This is a genomic window from Dyadobacter sp. CY345 (assembly GCF_021502725.1).
Classification (GTDB): Bacteria; Bacteroidota; Bacteroidia; order Cytophagales; family Spirosomataceae; genus Dyadobacter.
In genome coordinates this window covers 302,191-316,909 of sequence record NZ_JAKFFS010000001.1, presented here as the reverse complement: position 1 = coordinate 316,909, position 14,719 = coordinate 302,191, and the positions used below count along the sequence as shown (strand labels likewise).

At 43.8% G+C, this 14,719-nt stretch carries 13 protein-coding genes; 11 read left to right on the top strand and 2 right to left on the bottom strand.

The window, feature by feature from the left end; all coding sequences use genetic code 11:
- Nucleotides 1–32: 32 nt before the first annotated feature.
- Genes L0657_RS01440 through L0657_RS01420 form a run of 5 tightly spaced genes read left to right on the top strand, consistent with a single transcriptional unit; the run spans nucleotide 33 to nucleotide 5,019 of the window.
- Nucleotides 33–1,091, top strand: a complete 1,059-nt coding sequence (locus L0657_RS01440; RefSeq protein ID WP_235148613.1) for a glycosyltransferase — start codon at nucleotides 33–35, stop codon at nucleotides 1,089–1,091.
- The gene (locus L0657_RS01435; RefSeq protein WP_235148611.1) at nucleotides 1,088–2,110 is read left to right on the top strand and encodes a glycosyltransferase; all 1,023 of its coding nucleotides are present in this window, start codon (nucleotides 1,088–1,090) and stop codon (nucleotides 2,108–2,110) included. The genes L0657_RS01440 and L0657_RS01435 overlap by 4 nt, the downstream gene beginning before the upstream one ends.
- Nucleotides 2,107–3,168, top strand: a complete 1,062-nt coding sequence (locus tag L0657_RS01430) for a glycosyltransferase (protein ID WP_235148608.1) — start codon at nucleotides 2,107–2,109, stop codon at nucleotides 3,166–3,168. The genes L0657_RS01435 and L0657_RS01430 overlap by 4 nt, the downstream gene beginning before the upstream one ends.
- Nucleotides 3,165–4,193, top strand: a complete 1,029-nt coding sequence (locus L0657_RS01425; RefSeq protein ID WP_235148607.1) for a glycosyltransferase — start codon at nucleotides 3,165–3,167, stop codon at nucleotides 4,191–4,193. The genes L0657_RS01430 and L0657_RS01425 overlap by 4 nt, the downstream gene beginning before the upstream one ends.
- The gene (locus tag L0657_RS01420; protein ID WP_235148605.1) at nucleotides 4,186–5,019 is read left to right on the top strand and encodes a glycosyltransferase family 2 protein; all 834 of its coding nucleotides are present in this window, start codon (nucleotides 4,186–4,188) and stop codon (nucleotides 5,017–5,019) included. Before L0657_RS01425 ends, L0657_RS01420 begins: the two co-directional genes overlap by 8 nt.
- Nucleotides 5,020–5,067: 48 nt before the next feature.
- Here the strand turns inward: L0657_RS01420 and L0657_RS01415 are convergent, their stop codons facing one another.
- The gene (locus L0657_RS01415; RefSeq protein WP_235148603.1) at nucleotides 5,068–5,439 is read right to left on the bottom strand and encodes a DUF3253 domain-containing protein; all 372 of its coding nucleotides are present in this window, start codon (nucleotides 5,437–5,439) and stop codon (nucleotides 5,068–5,070) included.
- A 34-nt stretch (nucleotides 5,440–5,473) separates the two neighbouring features.
- Here L0657_RS01415 and L0657_RS01410 point away from each other — a divergent pair, with 34 nt between their 5' ends.
- From L0657_RS01410 to L0657_RS01390, 5 genes are all read left to right on the top strand, one after another.
- The gene (locus L0657_RS01410) at nucleotides 5,474–5,878 is read left to right on the top strand and encodes an antitoxin Xre-like helix-turn-helix domain-containing protein (protein WP_235148600.1); all 405 of its coding nucleotides are present in this window, start codon (nucleotides 5,474–5,476) and stop codon (nucleotides 5,876–5,878) included.
- The gene (locus L0657_RS01405; protein WP_235148598.1) at nucleotides 5,871–6,380 is read left to right on the top strand and encodes an RES family NAD+ phosphorylase; all 510 of its coding nucleotides are present in this window, start codon (nucleotides 5,871–5,873) and stop codon (nucleotides 6,378–6,380) included. The genes L0657_RS01410 and L0657_RS01405 overlap by 8 nt, the downstream gene beginning before the upstream one ends.
- 359 nt (nucleotides 6,381–6,739) lie before the next feature.
- Nucleotides 6,740–10,030: a SusC/RagA family TonB-linked outer membrane protein gene (locus L0657_RS01400; RefSeq protein ID WP_235148596.1), complete on the top strand. Its 3,291-nt coding sequence runs from the start codon at nucleotides 6,740–6,742 to the stop codon at nucleotides 10,028–10,030.
- A gap of 54 nt (nucleotides 10,031–10,084) precedes the next feature.
- The gene (locus L0657_RS01395; protein ID WP_235148590.1) at nucleotides 10,085–11,512 is read left to right on the top strand and encodes a SusD/RagB family nutrient-binding outer membrane lipoprotein; all 1,428 of its coding nucleotides are present in this window, start codon (nucleotides 10,085–10,087) and stop codon (nucleotides 11,510–11,512) included.
- A 27-nt stretch (nucleotides 11,513–11,539) separates the two neighbouring features.
- Nucleotides 11,540–12,886: an MFS transporter gene (locus L0657_RS01390; protein WP_235148587.1), complete on the top strand. Its 1,347-nt coding sequence runs from the start codon at nucleotides 11,540–11,542 to the stop codon at nucleotides 12,884–12,886.
- Between the two features lie 303 nt (nucleotides 12,887–13,189).
- Here L0657_RS01390 and L0657_RS01385 read toward each other — a convergent pair whose 3' ends face one another.
- Nucleotides 13,190–13,573, bottom strand: a complete 384-nt coding sequence (locus L0657_RS01385; RefSeq protein WP_235148584.1) for a cupin domain-containing protein — start codon at nucleotides 13,571–13,573, stop codon at nucleotides 13,190–13,192.
- A gap of 201 nt (nucleotides 13,574–13,774) precedes the next feature.
- On the opposite strand from L0657_RS01385, the gene L0657_RS01380 reads away from it, so the two are divergent.
- Entirely contained in the window at nucleotides 13,775–14,653 is an 879-nt protein-coding gene (locus L0657_RS01380) for an AraC family transcriptional regulator (protein ID WP_235148583.1), read from the top strand.
- Nucleotides 14,654–14,719 lie beyond the last annotated feature (66 nt).

The window sequence follows — 14,719 nt, the reverse complement described above, 5'->3', positions numbered from 1 at the left end:
ATTTTTAGTAATTTAGAATTGTGCCGTTTTTTATGAATATTTTACTTGTGTCAGGTCCTGGTATATCACTCAAGGAGCCTTTTAACAGCGGTATAGAAGCGTTTATAGTTTCTTTTGCCAACCAACTTGTTGATGAAGGGCATGCTGTGGATGTTGTTGCGGATGAGGCGGAAGAGAGCGCTAAATTTATGCTCGTAAACCCCTTTGCTGAATCCTCTTCGGAAAAGACAAACTTTTTTAAACGTTTTAAAGAAAAGCGTCAGTTCAAAAATCTGAATGTTGATTCATATGATGTCATTCACTACAACATGTTTTACCCGCATCTGCTAAATGAAGGATTTCATTTCAACAAAACATCGTTTTTGACCCTACATTCACCGGCTGACAGCAAACGAATATCAGCATATAAAAAGCTTTCGAAGCAAGGCGATCTTACATTCGTAGCGATTTCGGAAAGGGTCAAACTTCAATACGACCAGGCACTTGATATGGATATACCGCTCATAAACAATGGCATAAACATGAATCTTTGGCCCACAAAAAGCTCCAGTGACCGTGAGTATCTGCTGTGGTCGGCACGAATCAACGAAGAAAAAAATGTTGCTGCTGCCATTTCAGTGGCAAAACATATGCAGCTGCCACTGAAGATCGCTGGCAGGATTGTTGACCAACATTATTTTGATGAACAGGTCAAACCGCATCTCAACAACCAAATTCAGTATATCGGCCACGTGACACAGCGCGAACTGAATAGCTTGGCGAAAAAAGCGTCTGCATATCTTGCAACAGCAACATGGCAGGAGCCGTTTGGGTTGGCTGTCCTTGAGATGCTGGCAAGCGGCGTGCCAGTCGTTGGCTTTAATACCGCTGTTCCGCCGGATTGGGAGCATGAAAGCGTATTAACAACAGCATCTCTCCGTTGGCAGGATTTGGTAGATTTGGTCAAAATGAGTAGTGATATCAGGCCAGATACATGTAAAAATTTTGCCTCGAATATGAACATACAAAATATGACTGCGAACTACGTAAAGCTATATAGAAAAGTATTGTTGAAAGAAGGTATTGGTAAGGAAGCTATATCCGCAATATGAAGATTGCTGTTATTGCCAAAACCAGACTGCCGATTGTTGAGCCATTTCGGGGAGGCCTGGAAGCGTTTACCCACGGATTATGTGGAGAGTACAAACGTCTCGGGCACGATATCACTTTGTATGCACATGCGGGTAGCGATCCCGAACTAAATGTCAAAGGGTTCTACCGTGATGAACATCGGGAAAACAAATACTTCGAAATTTATGAAAACGATGAATACCTTTCGATCCTTAAAGATATAGAACAAAATGATTTCGATATTGTTCATAACAATTCGACGCATGAGTTACCGATACTATGGGGTGTAAAAGCTCCGATTCCGGTCGTGACGACAATACATACACCACCAATCAGCAAATTAAAAGCAGTCATTAAGATTTGCTCGGGTTCTGAAAATCTTCATTTCATTACGCCCTCAAAATCATTTGAAGCTACGTGGCGGCCCTATTTGAATAACGGTTCAATTGTCATTCATAACGGTGTTGACCTGGATAAGTGGCCGCTCGTACGCACAAGTCGGGACTATCTGTTTTGGTTTGGAAGAATTGTTCACTCCAAAGGTTTGGATATTGTGATAGACGCAGCCCACGAAATGAATATGTCATTAAAGTTTGCCGGACCGCTCGACGATCAAAGGTATTTTGATGAACAAATCAACCCCCGCATGACGGAAAACGACAGATACCTTGGTCATTTAAAACAGACTGATATACAGTTACATATGACAGGAGCAGCCGCGGTAGTAAACGCAGTTCGCTGGGAAGAGCCCTTCGGCCTCACCAATATTGAAGCCATGTCATCGGGCGTGCCGATAGCCGGATTCGACCGTGGTGCTTTTCTGGAAATAATCAATAGGGAGAGCGGAGTTGTTGCTGAGCAAAAAAACGTGAAATCTCTTGCAAAAGCAATCGAAGCAGCGATACCACTTGAGAGCGACAAAGTAAGGCGTCATGCAGAAATATTTTCTTTGAGAACGATGGCTGAGCGTTATATAAATTATTTCCAGGAAGTACTATGAACGTACTCATTGTTGCCGGACCATTCATCTCGCTGCGTGAGCCATACAATGGAGGCACGGAAGCGTTCATCGTTGAGCACGCAAATGCACTGGTTCGCCTGGGGCATACAGTCGATGTGATCGCAAAAGACGCGGATGAAACGAATCTGTTTCAGGTAATTGAGTTTCATGAGAGCCCGCTTAGCATGAAAGATGATTCGTACCGGGCATGTCCGGAACCACTCGGACAGCAACACTATCAGACGCTACAGTACGGAATGTTTGACGTGAGTCGCTACGACGTCATCCACTATAATTCGTTTATACCCGAAATCTACACAGTCGGCGCGCTGCATAAAATTCCGGGCGTACTTACCTTGCATCTGCCGCCAACAGAAAAGTTTGTACTGATGTATAAATTTTTTCTCAAACATGCGCCTGTATTACCTGTCGGTATTTCCAAACGAATGAGCGAACAATGGAAGGTATCACTCGGCAAAGATGTTGAGGTAATTTTAAATGGAATTGTACTTGATAAGTGGAAGTTGCATGTCCGAAATGCAGGCGGATATTTACTGTGGAGCGGGCGTATAGCAAAAGAAAAAAACGTTGAAGCCGCTATAAATTTGGCCAATCATTTAAAACAGCCACTCAAAATTGTCGGCCCCATATTTGACAAGGCATACTTCCGTGACCATGTTCAGCCTCAGCTAAACGAACGTATTGAATACTTTTCCCATGCCACGCAGCAGCAATTAAGTAAACTTGTGTCAGGCGCTTCGGCGTATTTGGCAACTGCTACCTGGGAAGAGCCTTTCGGGCTGAGTACTGTGGAAATGCTTGCAAGTGGTTTATCCGTTGTAGGTTTTAATACCGCCATACCTCCGGAGCTGCGAAATGAAAAAGTATCCATAGCAGTTGATTCCCATGACTGGCGCGATCTTATAAAGCCGCTAGAAATCTCTAAAAAATCGGATCCGGCAGCATGCAGAGACTTTGCAGCAACATTTGATATGACAAAAACTTCCGCGGCTTACGTAAACGTCTATGAACGCATAACGAAAGATCTTAGGAGATGATGAAGCCAGCAATATTCTATTTTGTTCATGCGCACGGAAATGGCCATAGAGCAACATTCAATATGTTGTACCCGGCATTATCAGTGTTTTTTGAGGTTATCGCGGTAACTACAAATAACGAAATAACCAGGTATCTGCATAAAAAGCACGACGTTCAGGTGCTGGAACTGCCTCCAAAATATCCGGTTGACTACGAGATACCGGAGCATACGTTTTCAAAAGCTTTTGAAGTTACTCCGTATGCCGTCGAGCCAGCAGGGAGAGCGAAAGCGCTGGCTGAGGCAATAGCGTGCTATAAACCAAAAGCGTTCTACTGCGATGGCGTTCCTGAGCTGGCCATCATGGTTCGGGGCATGGGCGTCCCGGTCGTCTTGGTCCACCTGCCCGGGAATGTGATGAACGATCCGACACAGGTCTTCGCGCATGAACTGGCGGATCATATCGTAGCTCATTTTCCTTCTACCCTGGAACAGGCCAACTACCGGTTTGCATCCAAAACATATTACAGCGGATATTTGTCACAGTATGCCTGGGAGGTGTTTAACCCCAACAACCTTTCAGATATTGACAATGTAACCATCATATTAGGCTATGATAACATCGATGAAGCGGTACTTAAAAATATCACGCAAGATCAAAATATACAGTTTACCATTATCGGTAATAAGCGAAATTATGATTTAAATAAAAACTGCAAACTGCTCGGCCCGGTTAAAGACATCAGGGAAGCTATTGTTGGAGAAGTGGTCATTTCCGCAGCTGGTCAAAATACGATTGCGGAACTTTTGTCGCTTAATAAACGATTGATCCTGCTTCCGGAACCCAGGCCATATGATGAGCAAGTAGTACATGCAAATGTGTTAGGTAATCAAAATATTGCGCTGCTGGCGCAGGAAACTTTCAGCGCTGAGCAGTGGCAAAATGTTCTGCAAAAAGCGAAGATATTTACTCCTTCTTACAAAAATCTGGTGAATGCGTCCGCACCTGAAGAAATAGCTCAAAAAATGAAAAACTGGTATGTCTGAATTCAGTATTGTAACGATTATTAAGGGAAGGCGGAAGCAATTAGCCAATCTTCTTGAGTCTGTAAAAGCATCGACGATTCATCCCTACGATATTCAAGTTGTTTGTATGGACAACCTGAACGGACTTACAACACCTGATGGTTTGAATGTGAATACCCATTTAATTAATGAAATTCATGAGCTTCCATTGGCGGCGGCGCGGAATCTGGGGATAGCCGCTGCAAAAACAGACAATGTCATATTTATAGATGTTGACTGCATTGTATCACCGACCCTGTTTGCAAATTTGCTGATGGTTTTGGACTCGGCCAATATAATTACTGCTTATCCTTTGTATCTGCCGGTATTGCCAGAAGCAGGAAATTATGGTGATCTTAAACATAAAGCAGTGACTCACCCATCCCGGAAGCGCATACCAGCCGGCCAGCCGGTAGAACATTTGCTTTTCTGGTCTTTAATATTTGCTATTCAAAAGCAAACGTTTGAAAAAATTGGAGGCTTTGATGAATCCTTTATAGGGTATGGAGCAGAGGATACAGATTTTGCAATGATGTTTCATAAGGCGGCCGTGAAGCTGATGTTTATAAACGACCACGTATTACACCAATATCACGATAAGTACGATCCGCCGGTAAACCACTTTCTTTCGATTATTGAGAACGCGACGAGGTATCATCAGAAATGGGGTGTTTTGCCCATGCAGCGCTGGTTGAAAGCATTTGCAGAACTCGGCTTAATAAATATTGATCAGGCATACAACATCTCCGTCATTCAAAAACCTACGGATAGCCAGATAAAAAACAGTGTTTCGCCCTATCCGTATTGATTTGTATGACTGTCTGTGATATGCCGCCAGATATACATACTGCTATTATTAGATAATCTTAATACGGACGGGCCCTTTTATATCCTTAACATCAACAGGAGTTCCTTTTTGTGTTATTACTACGCTACCTTGGTTATGCAAATCAATTGCTACCTCGCGTACATCTTTCATATGTGCACGCCAGTCGTCAGGAAATAGCATGCGTGCAATTTCAGAAGGACAGGCACTTTTCTCAGCGCCACGATCAGTGACAGTAGCCAGGATGGTTGTTGCTATTTTCTCATAATGTTCCATGTGTATTCTAACTGAATAGGGTGGAGGAAATGCTAAAACAATATCGAAATCTACTGCTAAAATTAATCCATCTACGAATACAAGCGTCAAAAAAATATATACCCTCATTGTTTGTATCAGTGCCAAATGACAGTTATATTTATGACAAAACGTTAAGGACATGGATTTAATCTTAGAAACGGGTTTTTCACGAGACAGCTTCGAAGTCATACAGCAAGCGAGATCCGGTGTTGAACGCGGCAAAGCGGATGAAGTTGCTGGTAAAATAGGCTTAACCGACAAAGAAATGGCCCCTATCCTTAATTTGTCAGAAAGGACTCTGCACCGTCTTCGTCCCGATGCGCTGTTAGACAATAATTCGTCTGAACGGCTGCTGCTGCTGGAACAACTTTTGGTTCATGGACTGGATGTATTCGACGGGCGGGCTGATGTACTTGGACGCTGGCTAAGGATACCTTTATCAGAACTGCATCAACAAGCTCCGCTTACTCTGCTGGATACCACAACCGGCTTTGGAATGGTGCATAATGTTTTAGGGCGTATTGAACACGGCATTTATGCCTGAGCATGTTGTTTCACATCCGACGGCTGCTAAAAAAACGATAGCCTATCGTTTGGTAAAAGAGCGCTTCCTGGATACACCCTTATCGACCGAAGGAGCACGCCGATATGGTGGCCGGTGGAACCCTGCCGGCATTGGCATTCTTTATACCTCTGCAAGTCCTGAATTAGCATTGCTGGAACAACTGGTACACTTACCTGCCCTGCCATACCAAGACCTTCCCAGGCTATTTTTAATCACATTGACTTTTCCATCCGTACCAAAATCGGTTGAAAAATTATCACCTAAGTGGCGGGACCCAGCTACTTATTATGAAAATCATCAGCTACTGGAAAAATGGCTTAGAGATCCGGATGTAATGGCACTCATGGTACCATCAGCCGTAGTTGCCGAGTCATATAATTTTCTGCTTCATCCCCTTCATAAAGACTATTCAGAAATCGAAATTTTGAGCACCAACGCTTTTAATATAGATCTCCGACTATGGAACGTCAGAAATGCATAAGAACAATTGAATTATTTTAACCAGGCTTCGAAGTATATTTTAATTCCGCAGTTGTTCCAACGTTCACTGCTGGGCGCACGTAATGAAATAATTGAATAGCAAATAAAACTTGGCAAGTTATCCAATCATAATTTACTTTTCTGTCCTTTTGTGATTTAAATCCGGCGTGATCTGAATCAGCCATTCCCACCACATTAAATATTTTTTATTTATTTCTTTTCCTGCTTTTCAGGCATAGTTTTTTAACATTTAAACATGTTATGGAATTTTGTCAATTGTGTAAAAACACAACCTGGTTCTTCCCATACCACTATTTCAACTGCACTTCTTACTTATCTGTTACTGGTTCACTCAATTTTATGAATAGAAAATTACTCATTTTTTTCCAGCTATTACTTTGTTTCAACCTTCCGCTTCAAGCGCAGAAAAACAGCCTGTTAAGTGGCACAGTTAAGACAGGCGAATCGAATGAAACACTACCCGGAGTTACCATTCAAGTAAAAGGAACTACTATAGGAACCATTTCCGATGCAGATGGGTCATTTAAAATTAGTGTCCCCTCTAACGCAACCACGCTTGTCTTTTCTGCAATCGGTATGCAAACTGTGGAAGAGCCGATCTCTGGCCGCAGTATCATTAACATTTCATTAAGTACAAATTCTGAGGAATTGAATGAAGTGATCATCACTGCTTTGGGTATCAAAGGAGAACGCGACAAATTTGCTTCTTCTGTATCGACCTTGGAAGGAAAAGCGATCGTAAGAAGTGGAGAAACGAGCTTACTGACAGGACTAAGCGGTAAAACTTCCGGCTTGTTGATTACCCGCAACGGTGGAGATCCTGGTGCTGGTGCTTACATTCAAATCCGGGGACAGAACACAATTAATGGCAATGCGCAACCGCTTTTTATCATTGATGGCGTGCCTGTTAGCAATTCGAGCGACAATGCAGGAACGGCCGCTAACAATGGGATCATCCAGCAATCGCGGATCAACGACATTAACCCCGAGGACATTGAGCGGATGGAAGTTTTGAAAGGGGCTTCGGCTGCCGCCTTGTGGGGAACACGTGCTGCGAACGGTGTGATCGTGATCACAACTAAAAAAGGTCAGAACACGAATGGGAAAGTTAATATTACCTTCAAATCCACGGTGTCCTTTGATCGTGTAAATAAAATGCCTGCATTGCAGCGTACTTACGGACAGGGTCTAGGCGGACTTTATCAGCAGGGAAACAGGAACAGTTTTGGCGACCTTATTTCGGATCGCTCCGGTGGACAGGACACTTACATTACCGATCCCGCTGCGGCAGGTTATCAGGGCGTTGTAATGTTTCCTGACGGCAGCAATCGCTACGCTATTGCACCCGGAACGGCATCCAACCCGCATGGCGGCAAGAATGATCAGAGTACTTTTGATCATACCAAGGATGTATTTCAAACCGGACATTTCACTGATAACAGTTTAAATATTAGTGGCGGTGATAACAAATCAACATTTCTGGTGAGTTATTCCAATCTGAATCAGGACGGGGTTATTAAGGCTTTCAGCAACTACAAACGCAATACTGCGCGGGTGAATGTGGGGAGTCAGTTTACAACGTGGCTGCGGGCTTCTGCCAATGTGGGTTATACCAAAGTACAGTCTTCCAGGGTTCAGGAAGGTGATAATGTAGATGGTATTATGCTGGGCGGACTTCGTACGCCGCCTGATTTTGACAACAGCAAATCCACAGGAACATTCACTAATCCGGCAGGACAGGTTTTCAATGACGCGCATGTTTCTTACCGAAATCCACTGGGCAAAGATCTGAGCACGATTTATTCAAACCCACTTTGGAACATTAGCAATAATAAAAACACCAGCGATGTAGACCGGCTGATCGGGACTTTGCAATTGGACATTACCCCTGTTTCCTGGCTGAATATTACGGGGAGAACGGGCGTCGACAATTTTACGGATAACCGTTTGGAGCGTTTCAGCAGAAATTCAGCACTTTATCCAAATGGTTTTTTATCTAAAAACTGGATCTCTGAAAAGCAGTTTAATACCGATGTTTTTGCTGTTGCGAACACCACATTCAATAACCGGTTTAGTGGTTCCTTTTTGCTTGGAGTCAATTATAACAGCCGCAGACGCGCCACACTTGCTGGTGCTATCAGCAACCTCATCGTTCCTACGGCGCCGGATATCCTGACTAATGCACAAAATTCCAACCTGACAGCCAACAACTATAATTCCTTGATCCGCACTTATGCCTACTACGCACAAGCCGAATTGCAGGCATATAATATGTTTTTCCTGACATTAACTGGCCGGAATGAAAGCGCTTCTACATTTGGTTCCAGAACAAAAAACAGCTTCTTTTTTCCCTCAGCCGCATTAGCGTGGCAGTTTTCCAGGTTAGGTCCATTGGAGAATAGTGATGTTTTAAGCTTTGGTAAACTGCGCTTAACATGGGGACAAGTTGGAATCCAGCCGCAGCCTTATCAAAACTTCACAACCTTTGGGCCAGCATCTTACGGAGATACATTCACGCGCGGACTAAACTCAGCCAGCGCTTTGTATGGCGGGGGCTATGTTCGAAGCACCAGCGCAGGAAACAATTTCCTCAGCCCGGAACGGAAATCGGAGTCTGAAATTGGTGTAGATTTGCGCTTTTTAAACAATAAAATCACATTTTCAGCCACAGGTTATAGCAACCGTACGAAGGATGTGATCCTCGCATTAAATGTTCCCAGCGGTACCGGCTACACCATTCGAAATGTGAATGCAGCCGAGCTTTCCAACAAAGGACTTGAACTGGACGCAAGTGCCAATGTCATTTCAAAAGGTGATTTTAACTGGAATTTGTCAGCTAATTTTTCATTAAACCGCAGCAATGTGGTTTCGCTCGCTGGCGCTTCTGTTTACACATTGCCGGACAGTTATATGCAGAATTCTTCGCTGATTCCTGGTCAGCCATTCGGCATATTTTACTCCACTGATTTTCTGAAAAATGAATCCGGATCCTATGCACTTGATGCAAATGGTTTCCCGCAGGCTGGCACTCAGAACGAGATCATTGGCGACCCTAATCCAAAATGGCGCGGCGGCTTGGGAAGCACATTTGCATACAAAAATTTATCCCTTTTCGTATTGTTCGACCGCGTTGCAGGAAACGATTTCTTTAACGGGACGCGCGGATCGCTTTACAACTTTGGCACACACGCCGACCAGGGACACACGGTGGTCGCTCCTGCTGGCGGTCTCAAAGACGTGAATGGAAACACCATTGCAGAAGGAACTGCCTTTCAGGGCCAAATTAAAGATTTTGGAGGCGGCCCCGTTGCGATAAATCAAGCTTGGTGGCAAGGTCGCGGAACGGCTTCTACCTCTGCTTCTTACAAGCAGTTTGTAGAAGATGGCAGCGTGTCGCGTCTGCGGGAAATAACGCTTTCGTATAGTTTGAAAAGTCCAGCATTCCGCCGATTGACACATCTATCGAACGTTGATTTTAGCATTACCGGCCGCAATCTGGTACTCTGGACGAAATATACTGGCACCGATCCGGAAGTGAATATTTCCGGAGCGGGCTTGTCGCGCGGGCAGGATTGGTTTACGAATCCAAACACAAAGTCGATACTTTTCAGCGTGCGGGTCATATATTAAAAAGTTTCTCAACATTCAAAAGACAGATTGAGAATCAAAAATTTAGAAATCAAAATGAAAAATATATTTTCAAAAAAGATTGGGATTGCACTATTGACGATGCAGTTTTTGATAAGCTGCGAGCAAAGTTTTGACCAGCCGGACATTCAGAGTAATCCTAATGCAGTGACAGATGTCAACATCCCCACGCTGCTGGCCGGTACGATGCTGGGCGTGTCGATGCTGCACGAAGATACGGATGTGCGCATTGCTTCCATGTGGGCTGGCGAGCTGGCTGGGCTGTCCAGGGCACATCAGGGTTTTGGTCAATATATTGTCTCTTCCCAGAGTTTCAGCTGGAATGTGCTGTATCCGGTCGCCAGTCAGGCCAGACTGATCCAGGTGAAAGCAGATGCGGTTGGGGATAAATGGACCAAAGGCGTCGGTCAGGTTTTGGAAGCCTTGGTGATCGCAAAAGCGACTTCTTTATATGGAGACGTCCCGTACAGCCAGGCATTTGATGAAACAAATTTCCCTACGCCGGTTTTTGACAAACAAGCCGACGTTTACAAAGCGCTTCAAGTAACATTGGACAATGGGATCCTGAACCTCTCTGCCCCGGCCGGGCTCGCGTTTACGCAGCAGGATTTTCTATATAAAGGCGATGTCAACAAATGGAAAGCAGCCGCCAATACATTGAAAGCCAGATTGTATTTGCACACTGCGGAATATGACAATGCCATTGCCAGCGCAGCGAAAGGCATCAAAACGCAAACGGCAGATATGCTGATCCCTCATGGCACTAGCCTGGGCGTTGACCAAAATCAGAACTATGATTTTTTCCGGGTGAACCGGGCTGGTGACACTGGTTTTGACGGCGCTTATTTGCCCAAACTCATGCAATCACGTATTGCGTCGCCCAACAGCAAAACGGATGAAACTGCACTATATAATCATTATTTCAAAACGGGAATCGTCGCTACGGGAAGTCTGGACGCGAATACAACCGACGGCGCATTTATGGCTAATGCATTCCATCCGATTTTGACTTACTATGAAAATGAGCTTATCATTGCAGAAGCACAAGCTAGGAAGAATGTTACAAACGAGGCACTTATTTCATTGAATGCAGTCCGGGTTGCGCTTGCAAGTGGTTATTTTCACGGCGCAACATTGCCAACTGCCGGACGAAAATACGAGCCTTATTCATTAAGTGATTTTGCAGCAACAGGAATTGCTAACCCGACCAGAAAAGCGACAATTCAAGAGGCAATGCTCTATGAAATCATCGCCCAGCGCTACATCATTTTTTTAATGCAATATGAAGCATTTAACGATTACCGTCGCCTCGCAAAAGCAATTCCTGTTGTGCAATTACCTATTCCGCTATATGTAGGTAACCGCAAACCGCAAAGATTTATTTACCCGCAAAGTGAAATTGCCACGAACCCGAATGTCCCTGCTCCCCTACCCGACCAATTTACCAATGTTCCTATTTTTTAAAATGATTGGCAATTCGATTCACGCCCTATGAATAGCACCAAAATTCCAGCGCTGTCTGAAAATACAAATTTGCGATATGCCAATTTTATTGCTTTGTATTTTGCAGAAGGCCTGCATATGGGTATGCTTTTCGTAGGCATTCCGGCCTGGCTGGCCATGCAAGGAAAAACGCCGACAGAGATTGGTGCTTTTGCTGTAGCGTGTTCGCTTCCGTGGACATTCAAGTTTGTGGCAGCGCCATTGATGGATCGTTACGCTTATTTACCCATGGGCAGAAAGCGACCGTGGGTCATAGGTGCGCAGCTGGGCCTAACTGCGAGCTTTGTTGCATTAGCCTTTGTGCCAGAGCCGCTTCAAAACCTGGACATATTAAATATAGCAGCATTTGTAGCTTCTTTTTGCGGCGCTTTGCAGGATGCGGCCACCGACGGTATGGCTGTGGATGTGCTGGAAGATCATCAGCAGGCTCGCGCAAACGGATTCATGGGTGGAGCCAGAATGATTGGAAGTTCGCTGGCCCTCGCTATTGGAAGCTGGATATTGAATGTGCATGGTTTTACGGCAGCCATTCTCGCCATTTCTGCCATGATTGGGTTAATGACGTTTGTACCGATTTTGTTAAGGGAACAGCCGGAAGAGAAAATCCTGCCGTGGACTGCGGGAAATGCTTCGATTCAAAATCAGACGTTGCAGGTGACGAACTGGTCAATCATTTTAAAATCTCTATATAGTCTTTTTCGGTTAAGGGATTCCATGCTGGTTGCCGCATTAATGTTTGTTTCCATGGGTTCTTACAATTATTTTGAAACACTGCTTCCACTTTTTGCTGTAAAAATTACTGGTTGGACAAACACATTATATTCACAGGCATTTGCCACAGCAGATTTGATCGGTGGCATTGCAGGACTGTTAATAGGCGGTTATTTAATTGAAAGGTTTGGGAAAAAGCGCATGATCGGAATTTATTTTTTCTTGATTATGGTAATAACCAGCACCCTGATTTTATCGAAAACATTGTGGGAAAACAGCACGTTTCTATACGGATTTATAATTACTTACAGATGGCTGAATGCATTTGCAAAGATTGGTGTCTACGCCATCGCCATGCAATGCTGCTCGAAAAAAGTATCCGCCAGTCAGTTTACTTTTTACATGACACTCGGCTCGCTGGGCTCGATGGCAGGCGCGACACTGATCGGACCTATGAAGGAAAATTTTAGTTGGGATTTGACGTTTTTTCTTTTTGTGGTCCTTCTTGCCTTTGCATGGCTGATTATGTATGTTATTAATATTCAAAAACTGACAACCCAAATTACAAATTTTGAAGAAGTGGAGCCCGCAGATAAAATGAATAGCCTGTTACCCAATTTTTGAAAAGGACTGAGCACAGGCTGACGAATTTAAGGATTATGCTTCCAGCGTCGCCATGTGCCAAAGTTCCGTGGTCCGTGATTTCAACTGTGCATAGCTGTTGTTATAAGTCTTTCTTTTTTTTAGATGCTTAAATTTCAGGGCGGACCACACCGGATTGATGCTTAAACAGTTACTTTCGACGAGCCGTTGGTGATATTGGGAAAAGAATGGATTAATATATGATGACTTAAACTAACTGCTTTTAAAATCTATTCGAATATTTCCAAAGCCCGGTTTCAAAAATACCATATTAGCCATGCTTCACTACAAGTCGGTAACCTTTTCCATCCAATCCACAACTTTTCCGTCCAGGTTTTCATGAATCACGATGTGCGACATGCCGTTTGTTGAAGTTGCGCCGTGCCAGTGTTTCTCGTTAGGTTCAAACCATATCACGTCACCTGGAAAAATATTTTCAATTTCGCCGCCCCATCGCTGAACCCAGCCGGAACCTGCCGTCACGATCAGTGTTTGACCAAGTGGGTGTGTATGCCACGCTGTCCTTGCCCCAGGTTCGAATGTGACGAGGGATGCGGCACCGCGTCTGGCCTCGTTTGCATTGAAAAGAGGATCAATTCTCACTTCTCCTGTAAACCAGTCTTCCGGCCCTTTGGCTGATGGTTGGCTTCCTATTTTTGTAATATGCATAATTTTAATGATTGGTTTTAAAGTTAGAATAAACACAACAAAGATCAGACTGAAAAAAGCCTAAAAGTAAAGATTTTCAAACCATCTGTTAAGAATTTCAAACTAACTAACTACTAAAAGAATGAGTTTAGCGTACTTTGTTTCAAATAGTTATCTTAGACTATATTATTTCGAAATGTTGTAGAATTCTTAATTTGTACAATGGAAAATATAAAACAACGCCCGGTTTCTGATTTCAACAACGATTTGAAGTTGAAGGGATTCAATGTGTTCCAAATTGAACAGGATGGCAACGCGACCCGCATTTATAGCCGGAAGGATTTTTATAAGATCTGCCTGACGACAGGAAATAGTAAAATCCATTATTCAGACAGAAGTTTTGAAACCGAAGGTACTGTTTTGTTTTTTGGAAATCCGCATATTCCTTATTCCTGGGAAACGCTGTCCACCAGCTACGTCGGATACACCTGCCTGTTTTCCGAAGAATTCTTAAACATCGCTGAGCGCAGTGAAAGCTTGCAACAATCTCCATTATTTAAAATTGGCGGAACGCCTATTCTGCAAATATCTGAGCAGCAGCGAAATTTTCTAAATACGCTGTTTCAGAGGATGATAGAAGAGCAAAAACAGGATTACAACTTTAAGGACGACCTGATGCGCAACTACATTAACCTGATCATACACGAAGCATTAAAGCTGCAACCTTCCCAAAATTACAATGAGCAAAAAAATGCTGCCGCGCGTATCACGTCTGTATTTTTAGAACTTTTGGAAAGGCAGTTCCCAATCGAAAGCGCCGACCGTCCCTTGCAGCTCAAAACTGCCCAGGACTATGCCCTAAACTTGAACCTGCATATTAATTATCTCAACCGGGCTGTAAAACAAATTACAGGAAAACCGACAACAACTCATATCACAGAGCGCATTATCACAGAAGCCAAGGCACTGCTGCAACATACGGATTGGAACATTTCCGAAATTGCTTATGCGTTAGGATTTGAATATCCCACTTACTTCAATAATTTTTTTAAGAGGATAACCGGGACGAATCCCAAAGCATTGCGTATCCAGGAAGTTTGAAATTCTTAACTATTGGTTTGATTGTCATTACCCGTCCGGCCTTTCGGACGGGTAATTTTGTCATAG

Bases quoted from the DNA above. Each gene is read 5' to 3' on its own strand.
- L0657_RS01440 (WP_235148613.1), top strand. From the start codon at position 33: ATGAATATTTTACTTGTGTCAGGTCCTGGTATATCACTCAAGGAGCCT.
- L0657_RS01435 (WP_235148611.1), top strand. From the start codon at position 1,088: ATGAAGATTGCTGTTATTGCCAAAACCAGACTGCCGATTGTTGAGCCA.
- L0657_RS01430 (WP_235148608.1), top strand. From the start codon at position 2,107: ATGAACGTACTCATTGTTGCCGGACCATTCATCTCGCTGCGTGAGCCA.
- L0657_RS01425 (WP_235148607.1), top strand. From the start codon at position 3,165: ATGATGAAGCCAGCAATATTCTATTTTGTTCATGCGCACGGAAATGGC.
- L0657_RS01420 (WP_235148605.1), top strand. From the start codon at position 4,186: ATGTCTGAATTCAGTATTGTAACGATTATTAAGGGAAGGCGGAAGCAA.
- L0657_RS01410 (WP_235148600.1), top strand. From the start codon at position 5,474: ATGGATTTAATCTTAGAAACGGGTTTTTCACGAGACAGCTTCGAAGTC.
- L0657_RS01405 (WP_235148598.1), top strand. From the start codon at position 5,871: ATGCCTGAGCATGTTGTTTCACATCCGACGGCTGCTAAAAAAACGATA.
- L0657_RS01400 (WP_235148596.1), top strand. From the start codon at position 6,740: ATGAATAGAAAATTACTCATTTTTTTCCAGCTATTACTTTGTTTCAAC.
- L0657_RS01395 (WP_235148590.1), top strand. From the start codon at position 10,085: ATGAAAAATATATTTTCAAAAAAGATTGGGATTGCACTATTGACGATG.
- L0657_RS01390 (WP_235148587.1), top strand. From the start codon at position 11,540: ATGAATAGCACCAAAATTCCAGCGCTGTCTGAAAATACAAATTTGCGA.
- L0657_RS01385 (WP_235148584.1), bottom strand. From the start codon at position 13,573: ATGCATATTACAAAAATAGGAAGCCAACCATCAGCCAAAGGGCCGGAA.
- L0657_RS01380 (WP_235148583.1), top strand. From the start codon at position 13,775: ATGGAAAATATAAAACAACGCCCGGTTTCTGATTTCAACAACGATTTG.